The following is a 14,771-nucleotide window of genomic DNA, read 5'->3' on the forward strand; positions in this document are numbered from 1 at the left end:
GCGAGACACCGGTTGCCGCCGTCCCGCATCCCGCGCTCGCGGCGAATGCGAGATCCGCGCATGAGTTCCGCCCTGCCCATCGCCGAGACCGGCGATCTTGCCTCCAGCCTCGCACGGACGGCGCAGGCGATCGAGTCCCTGTTGGACGCGCTCCTGTCGGCTGCGCCACGCGAGAGCGAGATCGCCCGGCCGGAGCCTTTGCTCTCGGCCATGCGCCATGGCGCGCTCGGCGGGGGAAAGCGGCTGCGGCCCTTCCTGACGGTCGAGACCGCGCGGCTTTTGCGTGGCGATGCGGGCCAGGCGTTGCGGGCGGGTGCGGCGGTCGAGCTCGTGCATTGCTACTCGCTGGTCCATGACGACCTGCCGGCGATGGATGACGACGATACGCGTCGTGGCCGGCCGACCGTGCACAAGGCCTATGACGAGGCGACTGCGATCCTCGCCGGCGACAGCCTGCTGACGCTGGCCTTCGATGTGATGGCGGATGAGGCGACGCATCCTTCGGGCGAGGTCCGCGCGGCGCTCGTGCTGGCCTTGGCGCGTGCCTCAGGGTTGGGAGGCATGGCGGGCGGGCAGATGCTCGACCTCGCGGCGGAGGGGCGCTTCGATGGCGGCCGGCCGCGCAGCCTCACCGAGGCGGAGATCCGCCGGCTGCAGGCGATGAAGACCGGCGCCCTGCTGGCGGCGAGCGTCGAGATCGGTGCGCTGATCGCAGGCGCGGCGCCCGAGGCGCGCGCCGCGCTGATCGGCTACGGCCGGGCGCTGGGCGCCGCCTTCCAGGTGGCCGACGACATCCTCGACATCGAGGCCACGCCCGAGGCGCTCGGCAAGGCGACGGCGAAAGACCAGGACAAGGGCAAGGCGACGCTGGTTTCCGTGCTGGGGCTGGACGCGGCGAAGCGCGAGCGCGACCGCTTGAGCGCCGACGCGATCGCAGCACTGGCCGGCTTCGGGCCGGAGGCGGACATCTTGCGCGCGGCGGCGCGCTTTGCGGCTGAGCGGACAAGCTAGCGCTGGAGATCAGGCGCGGAACCACCCGTCGTCCTGGGCGGCCTATGCCGTGTGTCCGGGATGACGCTGTGTTTCTGCGTAAAATCACCAGGCTTTAGGATATGGCTCGCTTTGTCATGGGGTGCCCATACTGATTGAGGGGATAACAATGCCAACAATCGACAAAGAGACGGCGATCCAGTTCGACAAGAGCATCAACCTTGCTCTTCGATACCTTTTCATCGCGGGCAATGATGTGAGGGGGCGAATCGACCCCAAATACTCCCAGATTTTCGACAGGGCTATTGCGCGTGCATCCGGTGAACTGGACGGGAGTGTGCTGGAACTGGTGTATCGGGCACACCCCGACTTGAGGCCCGATTTTCTGGGCGGAACGAAAGCGCCGCACGATTTTGAGAGCGACGAATGAGGGCCGACGTCGCCTACACACATCGCCACTCCGGATCGGCGCCGCTTTGCGGCTCGTCTAGGATGACGCTGTTGTTCCACGCCAAGAGCCGCACGCCTTAAAGCGAAAGCCTCAGCGCCAGCGGCCGAAGGCGTCGGCCAGGGTCTGGCTGCCCGGGAAGCCTTTTTCGAAGGTCAGGATGCCGCGCTTGCCCGAGGCGAAGCGGATCGGCACGTCGATCCAGTTGCGGTTCAGAATCAGATCGAGATTGCGCTCGACCTCCACGGGCACGTTCGACAGGGCCGCGACGAAGAGGTTCTCGCCAAGCGCCGAGTTGATCGCCGACAAGGGCGCGCCGCGCTCGTTCTCGTCGGTCTTGAACTGCGGCACGCCGATCTCGCGGATGGTCTCCGGCGCCGTCGTGCCCGTATTGGTGAAGCGCAGGCCGATGATGTGCGAGGCCGGAAAGGCCGTATCGGTATTGCGGCGGATGGTGAAATCTAGCGCCATGCCGGCCTCCGGCACCTCGATCGTGGCGCGCACGATCGTCTCGACCGGCCGGCCGGGCCCGGCGCTCTCGCTGTCCAGCCGCCAGAAGACGCGGCCGTTCACGGCGCGCGGCTGCTGCGGGCTCTCGGGGACCTCGGTGTAGAGGATGGCGCGCTGCGCGACGGTGATCTCGCTGCCCTGCTGCGCGGGTGCGCCGGTGGTGCCGTTCGGCCGGGTCTGCGGCGGTGCTCCGGCGTCGCCGACGCGGTCGTTCAGCTTGCCCGCAGCGTCGGGCTGCGTTGGCTGGGCCGGCGTCTCGACATGGCTGCGCGCCGTGTTCTCGGGCGGCCTGATCTTATTGACGTAATAGGCGGCGGCTGCGATCGCCGCGACTGCAATGGCGACGCCGCCGCCGACGATGGCGGTGCGGACATGGCCGGGATTGACGCGGCGTTCACGCCGGGGCGCGACGCGGGGGCGGATCGTCTGCTGCTCGGCGGCTTCCGGCCGCGGATCCTCGAAGCGCCCGTCATCCTGGGTTTGCTCAGGCTCCGGTTCCGCTTGCGCGATGGCGGCCGGAGGCGTCGTGACCTCCCTGCGGGCCGGTTCGGGCGTGACGGCGGGGCGGAAGACCGGCCCGGCCTGGGCCGGCGGCTGCGCTGGACCCTCGCCGTAATCGGCCTCGATCTTCGCCACGGCCTCGTCGAGCGAGAGCCGCTCGCGCATGATCTCGGCTTCGCCGAGCGGTGGGTCAAGGCTGCGCAACTGCGCGACGAGCGCGGTCCTGGCGCGGTCATAGACGGCCCGCCGCGCCGCAGACGACTTGTCGGGCAACCCAGCGATCGCACGTGCCAGGATGGGATAGAAATCGGCCATTGGCCTCACTTGTCGATGTTGGCTGGTCCCGTCAACCCTCGAAAGGGTTGTGGACGAGGATGGTGTCGTCGCGTTCCGGACTGGTCGAGAGCACCGCCACGGGCGCGCCGATCAATTCCTCGATACGGCGGACATATTTGATCGCCTGGGCTGGCAGATCGGCCCATGAACGGGCGTTCGCGGTCGAGCCTTCCCAGCCTTCGATCGTCTCGTAGACGGGCTCGACGCGGGCCTGGTCGCTCTGTCCGGCGGGCAGATGCTCGAGCAATTCGCCATTGAGCTTGTAGCCGGTGCAGACCTTGATCTCCTCGAAGCCGTCGAGGATGTCGAGCTTGGTCAAGGCGATGCCGTCGATGCCCGAGGTCTTCACGGTCTGGCGGACCAGGCAGGCGTCGAACCAGCCGCAGCGGCGCTTGCGCCCGGTGACGACGCCGAATTCCTTGCCCTTCTGGCCGATCAGTTCGCCGGTCTCGTCGAAGAGTTCGGTCGGGAAGGGGCCTTCGCCGACGCGGGTCGTATAGGCCTTGGCGATGCCCAGCACATAGCCGACCGCGGAGGGGCCCAGCCCCGAGCCGGTCGCGGCCTGGCCGGCGACGATGTTCGACGAGGTCACGAAGGGGTAGGTGCCGTGGTCGACATCGAGCAGGGCGCCCTGGGCACCCTCGAACAGGATGCGCTTGCCGGCGCGGCGCTCCGAATCGAGCAACGCCCAGACGGTGTCGGCATAGGGCAGGATCTGCGGCGCTATGGTTGTGAGCTGTGTCAGCAACTCCGCTCCGTCGACCTCGGCGATGCCCAGGCCGCGCCTGAGCGCATTGTGATGCGCGAGCAGGCGCTCGATCTTGGCCTCGAGGATCGCGGCATCCTTCAGGTCGATGACGCGGATGGCGCGGCGGCCGACCTTGTCCTCATAGGCCGGGCCGATGCCGCGCTTGGTCGTGCCGATCTTGAGACCGGCATTCGAGGTCTCGCGGAAATGGTCGAGCTCGCGATGCAGCGGCAGGATCAGGGTCGCGTTGTCGGCGACGCGCAGGTTCTCGGGGCTGATCGCGACGCCCTGCTTGCGCAGCCGCTCGATCTCTTCGACCAGATGCCAGGGATCGACGACGACGCCGTTGCCGATGACCGAGAGCTTGCCGGGGCGCACGATGCCCGAGGGCAGCAGCGAGAGCTTGTAGACATTGCCGTCGATGACGAGGGTATGCCCGGCATTATGGCCGCCTTGAAAGCGCACCACGACATCGGCCTGGCTCGACAGCCAGTCGACGATCTTGCCCTTGCCCTCGTCGCCCCACTGGGCGCCGACCACCACCACATTTGCCATGGTCCAGGTGTCCTGCTGTCTTGCCTGTTTGATCCCACGCAAGCGCCGCGCACATGAAAAACCCCGGCGCAAGACCGGGGTTTGTAAGGCAGGTTCTTGCAGGCCCTCATGAGGCAACACTGCGGCGAGGTCAAGGCTGTGCATATCCGACGTCGCCAGCGTCGGGGTTCGTGGCGGTGTCAGGCGCCCGGGTAACACAGGTTCCGGGGTCGCTCAGCCCGGCAGCGAACGGCGCATATAGGTGCGCGGCGGGGTTCCCAGGCGGCGCGTGAACATCGTGGTGAAGGCGGCGACGTTGTCATAGCCCGCCAGCATGGCGATCTGCGTCACCGGAGCGCCGGCGGCGAGCTTCGGCAGGCATGCGAACAGGCAGGCCTGCTGGCGCCACGCCGCGAAGCTGAGGCCGGTTTCGCGCAGGAAGAAGCGCGTGAAGGTGCGCCGGCTCATCGCCAGCCTGTGCGCCCATTGGTCGAGACGCAGATGGGCCGAGGGCGCTTCCATGAAGGCTCGGCACAGCGCCGAGAGCCGGGCGTCGCTGGGGAAGGGCAGGCCGAGCGGCCGGGGCGCCAGGGTCGTGACCTCCTCGGCGAGCAGGTCGAGCACCAGTTGCGATTTGCGGCCCTCCACCCCGACATCATGCAGGCGAATCGCCTCGATGATCAGGCTGCGCACGAGCTGCGTGACCGCGAGCACCTGCAGGAAACGCTTGGCGAGCGCATCGTCGCCGGGCAGCAGATAAACCGAGCGCATGCTGACATCGCTCATCATCTCGACAGAATGCTCGAGGCGAGGCGGGATCAGCAAGGCGTGGCCGGGCGGGATCATCCAGCAGCCGACCCCGGTCGCGACCAGCACGACGCCGGAGAAGACGCATAGCAGCTGGATATGCCTGTGGCTGTGCGGCGGCACGGTGTAGCCGGCGGGATCGTCCGAGCGATGCACGATCACGCTGCTGTCGGCATGGAAGATCTTGCCGACACTGTGCCGGTGGCTCTCGTCGAGCGCGGCGACCGTCGGCGCCGGCAGCTTTGTCATATCTTTAGCTTCGTCATATCTTGGCCCAATCACGAAAGTTTTTGACCAAAACACGAATGAAGGTCAGGGGCAAGACTTGTAGAAGGAGCCCGGCATGGCGCGCCGAATGGCGGCGCGAAAGAGGTTTCGAGATGGTTGCGGCATTTCCGGGGGCACAGCCCCGCATCGAGAAGACGACGACGTCGATCCTGCTGGCGGTGAGCTTCTGTCATCTGCTCAACGACCTGATGCAGTCGCTGCTCGCTTCGCTATACCCGCTGTTCAAGGCGAATTACGCGCTCGATTTCGTCCAGATCGGGCTTCTGACCATGGCCTTCCAGGTCACCGCATCGCTGCTGCAGCCTCTCGTCGGCATGGCGACCGACCGCTGGCCGATGCCCTATTCCCTGCCTGCCGGCATGGGCTCGACCTTTCTCGGGCTGATCCTGCTCGGCAATGCCGGCAATTTCGCGCTGCTGGTGCTGGCGGCCTGCCTGATCGGGCTCGGCTCGGCGATCTTCCATCCGGAAGCGTCGCGGGTGGCCCGGTTGGGTTCCGGCGGCCGGCACGGGCTGGCGCAATCGCTCTTCCAGGTCGGTGGCAATATGGGCTCGGCGATGGGGCCGCTGCTGGCCGCCTTCATCGTCCTGCCTTTCGGCCAGGGCAGCGTCGCCTGGCTCTCGGGCGTCGCGATGCTGGGGGGCGTCGTGCTCTGGCGCGTCGGGGCGTGGTATGCGGCTCATCGCAAGCAGAATGCGGGCAGGCCCGCTGCAAGCCGCGCCTTGCCGCTGCCGCAGGGGCGGGTCGCTCTTGCCTTTGGCATCCTCGTGCTGCTGACCGCGACGAAGAACGTCTATATGGCCAGCATCTCCAGCTATTTCACCTTCTACGTCATCGACCAGTTCGGGCTCGGTGTGCGCGAGGCGCAGCTCATGCTGTTCCTGTTCCTGGCTGCAGCTGCGGCGGGGACCTTCCTCGGCGGGCCGATCGGCGACAAGATGGGCGCGCGCTTCGTGATCTGGTTCTCGATCCTGGGCGTCATCCCCTTCGCCCTGCTGCTGCCTTACGCCAACCTGTTCTGGACGGGTGTGCTCAGCGTGGTCATCGGGCTGATCTTCGCCTCGGCCTTCTCGGCCATCGTAGTGTTCGCGCAGGAGCTGGTGCCGGGGCGCGTCGGGCTGATCGCCGGCGTGTTCTTCGGCTTCGCTTTCGGGGCCGGCGGGCTGGGAGCGGCGCTGCTCGGCAACTTCGCCGATATGCATGGCATCGCCTTCGTCTACCGCATCTGCTCCTACCTGCCGCTGCTGGGGCTGCTCACCATCTTGCTGCCGCGCCTTCCGCGTGCTGGCTAGGGGGCTGATCGCTCCGGCTGCAGGGGAGGGTGTCATCCGCAGCGGTTGCGGCTGGGCAGGTGGCTCGCAAGAGCAGGATGCGAAAAAGCGGGAACCGGCTTTTCGCATTGATCCTGCTCTCGCTCTAGGATGAGAGACGAATTCAGATCTCAGATGGGATCACTTCGTGGTTCCATCTGAGATCATCCGGCTCTATGCCGGCAGCTCTCTCCAGCCGACCGGTGCTCCTGCATGAAGACGCTCGCCATCTCGACCCTGACGATCTGCGGCATCGACGAATTGCCGGCGCAGAGCGAGCGCCGCGTCACCCATGTCCTTTCCCTGCTCGACCCGGGCCTGGCGGAGCTCGATGCCTTCGGCGCCTATGGCGAGCACCACCGCGTCACCCTGCGCTTCCACGATATTCTCGGTCCCTCGCAGGGCTATACCCATCCGCAGCCGAAGCATGTCGAGGCGATCCTGGGCTTTGGCGAGAGCCTGCGGGAGGGCGTGGCCGGCCGCGTCGAGGGCCATCTCCTGGTGCATTGCCATATGGGCATTTCGCGCTCGACCGCCGCGATGCTGGCGCTGATGGCGCAAAACGACAGCGAGGCGAGCGAGGACGAATTGTTCGACCGCCTGCGCAGGGTGCGTCCGCAAGCCTGGCCGAACTCGGTGATGATCGGCTTTGCCGACGAGCAGCTCGACCGTGGCGGGCGCTTGGTCGAAGCGCTGCGCCGTCATTACGGCCACCAGCTCAAGGTTCAGCCGCAATATCAGGACTGGATGACCCGGCTTGGCCGGCAGAGCGAGCTCGACATGGCGCTGTGAGCGCCGGTCTGCATCGGAACCTCGCTGTCATTCCGGGGCAGGCCGCAGGCCTGAGCCCGGAACCGATGCGCCTTGTCGCCCGAACTCAACTGTCCGGTCGCTTTTCTGAGCCCGTGTCGGTTCTGGGTTCCGGGCTCTTCGCTGCGCGAAGCCCCGGAATGACGGGGGGGCGAGCTAAAGGTAGTAACCGTCCAGCTCAGCGCATCAGGCGCGGCTCGGCGATGTCCTGCGGCCGGTAGGTCAGTTCGCGGTCGCCGGGCCATTTGATCCGGTAGGCGAGCTTGATCTCCTTCTCGGTCGCGGGCGCGAGGTCGAAGGTCCAGGCCTGGATGCCGCGCTTGTCACCGACCTGTTTTTCGGTCGGCGGGGTGGTCTGCGGCAAGGTCTCGATGGTGATGGCGCTGCTCTCGGAGAAGGGCACGCGCTCGGTCACCGTGACCTTCACCGGCTGGGCGTGCAGGCTCTTCACCACGGTACGGAACTCGCGCAGATCGGTGCGGCTCTGGCCGAGCCAGGTCGGGTCGTTCTCGCGCCGCCTGACCGGCGCACGCGTTACCTTGAGCTTGTCGTCGGCGCCGAAGCCGAGCTCGACCTTGTCGCCGGAGGCGACGAGGCCAATCCGGCCCTTGCCGATATAGCCGCCGTCGCGATGCAGGAAGACCTCGCCCGGCAGCAACGGGGCTTCGTCCTCATGGGTGAAGGCGGCTTCGAGATAGGCTTTCTCCTCCAGCTCCGGCGTCGTCCGCGCGCTCAGATTCGGGCTGACCTTGCTCTGGCTCAGCAGGACGGCCTTGGACGAGCCGTCCTGCGGAACCGTGATCCGGCCGGGCACCTGGAAGCTCGCCTGATAAGCGCCGGCCTCGATCGTCGAGGCCGCGATGGTCGCTGGCTGCGCGACGCGGCCCTCCGGCGCTTGCGTCGCATCCTCGGCGAAGCCGCGTGGCGCCGGCGCACGGGCAATGGCGGGAGCAGCGGCGCGTTCCTTCGCCTGTCTGTTGGCCTGCTCCATGGCGCGTTCGCGAGCCTGATAGATTTCTTGCGGGTCGAAGAACATCACCTGCATCGGGGCGAGATCGGGCGCGCGCGTGCCGCCGGCCGAGCGGGTCGTCGAGAGGGTGACGGCGACATCGGCCCAGTCCTCGCCGCTGCGCTGGCGCAACTCGGCGCGGCGCATGAAATTGATCTCGGGCTTGGCACCGGCGCTGCCGGTGGCGAGCCTGGCCTCGTAGAGCGGTGTCCAATTCGCCCCGGCGACGCGATAGCTCACCGTGAACTCGGCCGCGACGGGGGCAGGGGCCTCGACGGCGATGGCGACGTCGCGCTTGGGCGCGCCGGGGCGGCCCGTCTGCGGGCGGGCGCGTTCGAGGGCTGCAATCTCGCTTTCGATCTCGGCGGCGCGGCCGCGCACAGTCCTGAGCTCGGCATTGACCTTGACCAGCGCGGTGCCGATCGCATCGAAGATCGCCGGCCAGTCGGCGACCGGCAGCGCCTTGCCGTCGGGGCCGAGCTTGTCGGGGCCGGTCTGCGCAAAACGTTCGATCGTGCCGCGCTTGGCCTCGATGGCGCCAGCCTGGCCGTCGAGCACCTCCTTCTCGTCGCGCAGGCTCTTGAGCTTGGCCTCGATCACGCTGTCGAGCGGCTTGGCGTCGCCCGGGGTGAGGCGGACATCGACGGCGCCGATCGAGAAGGAGCCGTCGCCTTTACCCTCGACGCGGATCGAGGCCGGATCGATCGTCGCCGGGAGGCCGCGCAGGACGATCTGCGAGGCGCCCTGCAGCAGTTCGGCCCGGCCGAGACGGGTGATCACCGCGCCGTCGGGATAGACGGTAACGCGGTCGATCCGCGAGGCGAGGTCCATTTCGGCGGCGGCGGCAAAGCTCGGCGCGACGATCAAGGCAGCGGCCAGTCGGCTCATCATAATGGTGTCCCCTCCCAAATCACGATGCCCGCGATAAAGCACGCCCGATTTCGACGTGGCAAAGGCGGAATTGGGCCGGACTGCGGAAGCGCGTGACGGAGTGCGCCACAGGTGTTGACGCGAGAGCGGCTGGCGCAGAGCCGTTCTCGATTGGAAGCGGCTAGCGTACGCCTCAAGCCCGCCCGCGTGCGCTCGCCTGCGGCTGGACGCGATGCTCCAGGAAATTGCGCAATTCGGTGACGCGCCGCCAGGGATCGAGCACCTCCTCGTCGAGGGCATGCGCCCAGGCAAGGTCGAAGCGCGTCGGCTCGGCGTCGAGGGCTGTGATCTCTTCCAGCCAGCCTTGCGCCGCCGCCTCGTCCTTGCGAAACCCTTCCGCGATCAGCAGCGGCGTCATCCGTCCCAGGATCGAGGCGACCTGCGCCAGCGGGAATTCGGGGTGGTACTGCACGCCCCAGAACAGCCCGCCATCATGGGCGATCTCGCAGGCATGCACCGTGCTGTAGAGGTTGGAGGCGAGCACGGTCGCGCCCCCGGGCGGCTGGGCGATGGTGTCGAGATGGATCGCGGGCGCGTCGAAGGCGGTGGGCCTGCCCGCGAGCAGCGGGTGGCCTTGCCCTGCTTGGGTCAGCGTGATCCTGCGGGCGAAGCCGATCTCGCGGCCCCTGGGATTGGCGATGACGGTTCCGCCGGCCGCGACCGTGCCGATCTGGATGCCCCAGCAGGAGCCGAAGCAGGGCGTGCCGCTGGCATAGATCGCCCGCATCAATTCGATCTGGCGGGTGACCGCCGGCTCGAGATTGTAGATGTGCAGCGAGGAGCCGGTCAGGAAGATGCCGTCATAGGATTGCAGGCCGCTGCCATCGGGCAGGTTGGCGCCTTCATCGGCCGGCAGGCAGATATCGGTGATGCTGCCCGGCGCGATGCGGCTGATCTCCTCGGCATAGGCGTCGGCGGGCGAGAGGTCGCGATAGCCCGCCGCATGGTTCTGGCGCTGCTCGCGCGTGTTGCCGTCGACGAAGAGCAGGCGGAGCGGGCGAGGCGAAATCTGCAGCATGAGCGGAGTCCAGGCCAGGAATGCGTGCCAAAAGAAAGCGTGCAAAGAGGTGGGTCGAGGGATGCGCGGGGCGACGGGCGGCCCTGCGCCTCATCTCATAGGACGCAAGCCGCCTGCAAGGCTATTGCAAGTGCTCATTCCTGAGGCAGCCGGACGCCAGACGTGACAGAAGCCGAGACCATGCCGGCCCATACCCCACTCGACAAGACTCCCCTCAACGGGATCGTCAGCAAGACGCTGCCGCAGCGTCTCTGGGGCAATGCCTATCTTCTGCTCAGCCTGACCACGCTGATGTGGGCCGGCAATGCGGTGGCCAGCCGGCTCGCGGTCGGTCAGATCTCGCCGATGGGCCTGACCTCGCTGCGCTGGGTGTTCGTCTGCGCCATCCTGCCCTGGCTGATGCGGCGCGAGCTTGCCGCTTATTGGCCGGCGCTGAAGGCGCGCTGGGTCTTCGTCATCGCCATGGGGACGATGGGCTTCACCGCCTTCAATGCGCTGATGTATCTCGCGGGCTATTCGACCACGGCGATCAATATCGGCATTCTCCAGGGCGCGATTCCGATCTTCGTCCTGGTCGGGGCCTTCTTGGCTCACCGCACCGCGATCGGCCCGCTGCAGGCGCTCGGCGTCTTCGTCACCCTGCTCGGCGTCATGGTCGTCGCCAGCCGCGGCGACTACCATGTGCTGACGCAGTTCGCCTTCTTTCCCGGCGATCTGCTGATGATCCTGGCGAGCTTTTTCTATGCCGGCTACACGGTCGCGATCCGCTCGCGCCCGGTCATGCCCCGCCTCGTCTTCTTCACCGCGCTGGCGATCGTCGCCTGCCTCGCTTCGCTGCCGCTTTTCGGCGCCGAGATCGCCTTGGGGCATAGCTACTGGCCGACGCAGAAGGGCTGGCTCATCCTCGCCTACGTGGTGATCTTCCCCTCGCTGATCTCGCAGATCTTCTTCCTGCGCGCGGTCGAACTGATCGGCCCCAGCCGCACCAGCGTCTTCGTCAATCTGGTGCCGGTCTTCGCGCCGATCCTGGCGGTCTTCATCCTCGGCGAGCAATTGGCGCTCTATCACGGCCTGGCGCTGGCGCTCGTGCTCGGCGGCATCTTCATCGCCGAACGGCTGGGGAAGCGGTGAGGCTCAGGGCGGCTTTAGAATGGCCGGCCATCGTCATTGCGAGCGAAGCGAAGCAATCCAGGGGGCTCGCGCTACGTCTCCTGGATTGCTTCGTCGCGATGCTCCTCGCAATGACGGGAACGCCTCCGATCCGGCAGACAATCTGAACCCGCTCCAGTTGCTTGATCCCGGTAACGAGCAACCTTCAGAACCGAGAACCTGCCTCATGACCATGATCTCGCAAGTCAGTTTGGTCGCCGGCTTGATGATCGTATCGATCTCCGGGGCCTCGGCGGCGCCGAGATATCTATCCTGCGAATTCGCGCAGCCTTCGGGCAAATCCCAGATTTTCAATTTTGCGCTCGATGCGTCCTCGGGAATGCTTGGAATCCATGTTCCGAGCACCGGCAGTGAAAGACAGGTGAAGGCGGTCTTCGCCGCCAACACAGTCAGCGCGAATGAGGGCGCGGTCGCATGGGAGATCGACCCGTCCAAGCTGGTTGTCGTCCGCGACAAGCGGATGGTGGGGGAGAAGGATCGCGGCGTCTGCAAGCACATATCCGCCGGGGCAAGCGGTTTTGAGCAATAGGGGCGGCGTGCTCGCAGAGCACCCCATGATATCCGCCCGGCCGGCCCCTCGACGAGCCGTTGTAGAACTCTAGACATTCGCGACAAGACGGGTGGCTGCGGTCGGCATGCCGCGAGAGCTCACGGCCGAATGAGACGCATTTTACCGGGCAAACCCGCTTTTACGAGGCAAGTCTCCTTTTACGGGGTAGGCCCCCGCGGAAGCGCGATCGCCCGCTTTTGCTGCTCCGCCGCGATCAGCATTTCGACGAAGGCGGTCACCTTGCGCGGCCGGAACCGCGCTGCGGGATAGACCGTATGGATGCCGCCGGATGGCAGCGACCATTCCGGCAGAACGCGGATCAGCCGGCCCGACGCCAGCTCATCTGCAACCAGGAAATCCGGCAGAACCGAAAGACCGCCCCCGGCGCGAACGACCCCGAGCACGCCAGGCGTCGTGTCGATGGCGATTCTTGCCTGCAGGCGAACCGCGCGTCGATCGAGATCCCCGCGCGAGAATTGCCACAGCAACGGTTCGCGCAGCGCCATGTTGGCGACGAAGGGAAGGGACGCAAGATCGTCCGGGTCGAGGACCCCCGCAATCCGGTCCGCGAACGCCGGTGCTGCGACCAAGACTTGCTGGAAGGAACCGATCTTGCGTGCCTGAAGGCTGGAATCCGCAAGCCAGCCGAGGCGGACCGCCATGTCGACCTGGCCGGTTGTCAGATCCAGGGTCTGGTCGCTCAACGTCTGCTCCACGCGGCAAGCCGGATAACGCGCCGTGAAAGCCGCGATGACCGGCGCGAGCACCGCGGCGCCGTAGTCGTTGGGCGCGGTGATCCGCAAGGTGCCGGTCGGCTCGATGGCGGCCTGGGCAAGTTCGTCGAAGGCATCCTCCGCTTCACGCAGGATCATCACGCAGCGGGCGTGAAACATCACCCCGGCCTCGGTCGGGTGGACGCGCCGGGTGGTGCGCACGAGAAGGCTCGTCCCGAGATCCTGTTCGAGCTGCGCCACCTGATGGCTGACCACGGCCTTGGTAATGCCGAGCCGCTCTGCCGCGCGCGTGAACGATCCGGCATCAACAACCGCAGCGAAATAGGCCAATCGATTGAGATTCATCGTTTCGGGCGAGCCTCGCCGGCCTCGATTGTCAAATAATAACTTACAGTCTGTCTTATCTATCGATCTTTTTCAATCAATACCCAGGCGTCATATCTGGTGGCGAAGGAGCCCGGACATGATCGCCACCGCCCACATCACCTATCTCTTCGATCCGTTGTGCGGCTGGTGTTACGGCGCCTCGGCGGTGCTCGAAAAGCTTGTGGCCATGCCGGACTTCGCCATCGATCTCGCGCCGACAGGACTGTTTGCCGGCACAGGGGCTCGTCCGATGGATGGCGGTTTCGCGGCTTACGCCTGGAGCAATGACCAGCGCATTTCCCGCTTGAGCGGCCAGCCCTTCAGCGAGGCCTATCGCCGCGATGTGCTTGGCGACCATACGCGCCTCTTCGACTCCGGTCCGGCGACGCTGGCGCTCACCGCTGTCGCTATCACCGCCCCGGGTCAGGAATTCGCAGCGCTCAAGGCCATTCAAAGCGCCCGCTATGTGGACGGCCGCGACATCACAGCTGTCTCCGTCCTCTCCGATGTCCTGCGCGCCCTGGGGCTTCAGGAGGCCGCTGATCGCCTCACAACGCCTGATGACGATCTGATTGCCGCCTATCGCAGGCGCATCGAGGCCGCGCGCGAAGAGATGCGCCGCTTTGGCATTGATGGCGTTCCAGCCCTGATTGCGGGCGCGGGGGGCAGCCGCCGTCTCCTGCCCGGCAACGCGCTCTTCGGCAGCCATGACGCTTTGGTCGCCAGGCTGAAGGCATGAGCCCGGATGTGACGGGAACGAACACGCGTCGCGGCTGAATTTTACTTTCGCAAACCCATCGACAGGAGACGATCATGTTCACGAGGAGAGCCATCATGACATCCAGCATCGCCGCCGGCACTGCTGCCGTCTTTGCTCCCGCAGGCCTCGGCCATGCCGCCGGCGCGCTCAGCTGGAAGCATTTTCCAGCCGGGCAGAACGGTTTCTATCGCGCCCCGGTCCTGGTCTCCGGGGCCACGGAAGCCGTGCTGATCGACGGCGGCTTCACCTTGTCTGACGGCCGCGCCCTCGCGGACGCAATCAAGGCGACCGGCAAGCGGCTGACCACGATCTATATCAGCCAGTCCGATCCCGATTATTACTTCAGCCTCGGACCGATCAAGGCTGCCTTTCCCGCAGCGCGCGTGATCGCCGCCTCGGCCACGGTCGAGGCGATCAAGGGCAGCGTCGAGAAGAAGCTGGCCGTCTGGGGGCCGCAGCTCAAGGAAAACGGCCCGCAGACCCTCGCCGAGGCCGTCATGCCCGAAGCCTTCGACGGCAAGACGCTGACCGTCGATGGCGAGAGCATCGAGATCGTCGATGCGGAGGGCCTGCCCAACCGCCGCTATCTCTGGGTGCCGTCGCTCAAGGCGGTGTTCGGCGGCGTGCTGATCTTCTCCGGCGTTCATGTCTGGACCGCGGACAGCAATGGCGCCGAATTGCGGGCCGCCTGGGTCAGGAATCTCGACCTGATCGCCGCGCGCCGGCCCGCCATCGTCGTCGCCGGCCATATGACAGCGGACGCCAGGACCGATCTGTCCGGCGTCGAGCACACAAAGGCCTATCTGCTGGCCTTCGAGGAAGAGCTGGCGAAGAAGCCCGATTCCGCTGCGCTCAACGCGGCGATGAAGGCGCGCTTCCCGGATTTGGGAATGAGCGTTGCGATCGATATCGGCGCCAAGGTCGCGACCGGCGAAATGAAGTGGGGCTGATC

General features: G+C 66.5%; 14 protein-coding genes. 8 read left to right on the plus strand and 6 right to left on the minus strand.

Annotation, left to right across the window (positions count from 1 at the left end; genetic code table 11):
- The first annotated feature begins 60 nt into the window (after nt 1–60).
- Nucleotides 61–1,011, plus strand: coding sequence for a polyprenyl synthetase family protein (locus tag BMZ97_RS23180; protein WP_244546558.1), 951 nt, complete (start codon nt 61–63; stop codon nt 1,009–1,011).
- A 148-nt stretch (nt 1,012–1,159) separates the two neighbouring features.
- Entirely contained in the window at nt 1,160–1,420 is a 261-nt protein-coding gene (locus BMZ97_RS23185; RefSeq protein WP_139221295.1) for a hypothetical protein, read from the plus strand.
- A gap of 111 nt (nt 1,421–1,531) precedes the next feature.
- On the opposite strand, the gene BMZ97_RS23190 is transcribed toward BMZ97_RS23185, so the two are convergent.
- The 3 genes from BMZ97_RS23190 to BMZ97_RS23200 form a co-directional block, all read right to left on the minus strand.
- Nucleotides 1,532–2,764 (minus strand): hypothetical protein, encoded by a 1,233-nt coding sequence (locus BMZ97_RS23190; protein ID WP_092175254.1) that lies wholly within the window; start codon nt 2,762–2,764, stop codon nt 1,532–1,534.
- Between the two features lie 31 nt (nt 2,765–2,795).
- On the minus strand, nt 2,796–4,088 hold the full coding sequence (locus BMZ97_RS23195; RefSeq protein ID WP_092175257.1) for an adenylosuccinate synthase: 1,293 nt from the start codon (nt 4,086–4,088) through the stop codon (nt 2,796–2,798).
- Between the two features lie 213 nt (nt 4,089–4,301).
- Nucleotides 4,302–5,123, minus strand: coding sequence for an AraC family transcriptional regulator (locus BMZ97_RS23200; protein WP_092175260.1), 822 nt, complete (start codon nt 5,121–5,123; stop codon nt 4,302–4,304).
- A gap of 131 nt (nt 5,124–5,254) precedes the next feature.
- Between BMZ97_RS23200 and BMZ97_RS23205 the strand changes: the two genes are divergently transcribed.
- Nucleotides 5,255–6,454, plus strand: a complete 1,200-nt coding sequence (locus tag BMZ97_RS23205) for an MFS transporter (protein ID WP_092175262.1) — start codon at nt 5,255–5,257, stop codon at nt 6,452–6,454.
- A 231-nt stretch (nt 6,455–6,685) separates the two neighbouring features.
- Entirely contained in the window at nt 6,686–7,264 is a 579-nt protein-coding gene (locus BMZ97_RS23210; RefSeq protein ID WP_092175265.1) for a tyrosine phosphatase family protein, read from the plus strand.
- A 196-nt stretch (nt 7,265–7,460) separates the two neighbouring features.
- On the opposite strand, the gene BMZ97_RS23215 is transcribed toward BMZ97_RS23210, so the two are convergent.
- Entirely contained in the window at nt 7,461–9,179 is a 1,719-nt protein-coding gene (locus tag BMZ97_RS23215) for a mucoidy inhibitor MuiA family protein (protein ID WP_175525689.1), read from the minus strand.
- A gap of 175 nt (nt 9,180–9,354) precedes the next feature.
- Nucleotides 9,355–10,239: a type 1 glutamine amidotransferase gene (locus BMZ97_RS23220; RefSeq protein ID WP_092175270.1), complete on the minus strand. Its 885-nt coding sequence runs from the start codon at nt 10,237–10,239 to the stop codon at nt 9,355–9,357.
- 162 nt (nt 10,240–10,401) lie between these two features.
- On the opposite strand from BMZ97_RS23220, the gene BMZ97_RS23225 reads away from it, so the two are divergent.
- Together BMZ97_RS23225 and BMZ97_RS23230 are read left to right on the plus strand one after the other, a co-directional pair.
- Nucleotides 10,402–11,370 (plus strand): DMT family transporter, encoded by a 969-nt coding sequence (locus tag BMZ97_RS23225; RefSeq protein ID WP_244546559.1) that lies wholly within the window; start codon nt 10,402–10,404, stop codon nt 11,368–11,370.
- A gap of 205 nt (nt 11,371–11,575) precedes the next feature.
- The gene (locus tag BMZ97_RS23230; RefSeq protein WP_092175276.1) at nt 11,576–11,938 is read left to right on the plus strand and encodes a hypothetical protein; all 363 of its coding nucleotides are present in this window, start codon (nt 11,576–11,578) and stop codon (nt 11,936–11,938) included.
- Between the two features lie 179 nt (nt 11,939–12,117).
- Here BMZ97_RS23230 and BMZ97_RS23235 read toward each other — a convergent pair whose 3' ends face one another.
- Nucleotides 12,118–13,038 (minus strand): LysR family transcriptional regulator, encoded by a 921-nt coding sequence (locus BMZ97_RS23235; RefSeq protein WP_092175278.1) that lies wholly within the window; start codon nt 13,036–13,038, stop codon nt 12,118–12,120.
- A 118-nt stretch (nt 13,039–13,156) separates the two neighbouring features.
- Here BMZ97_RS23235 and BMZ97_RS23240 point away from each other — a divergent pair, with 118 nt between their 5' ends.
- Both BMZ97_RS23240 and BMZ97_RS23245 read left to right on the plus strand, forming a co-directional pair.
- Entirely contained in the window at nt 13,157–13,798 is a 642-nt protein-coding gene (locus BMZ97_RS23240; protein WP_092175281.1) for a DsbA family protein, read from the plus strand.
- Nucleotides 13,799–13,872: 74 nt separating this feature from the next.
- Complete coding sequence (locus BMZ97_RS23245) at nt 13,873–14,769, plus strand: MBL fold metallo-hydrolase (RefSeq protein WP_175525690.1); 897 nt, start codon at nt 13,873–13,875, stop codon at nt 14,767–14,769.
- The last annotated feature ends 2 nt before the right edge of the window (nt 14,770–14,771 follow it).

This window comes from Allobosea sp. OK403 (assembly GCF_900113835.1).
Lineage (GTDB): Bacteria > Pseudomonadota > Alphaproteobacteria > Rhizobiales > Beijerinckiaceae > Allobosea.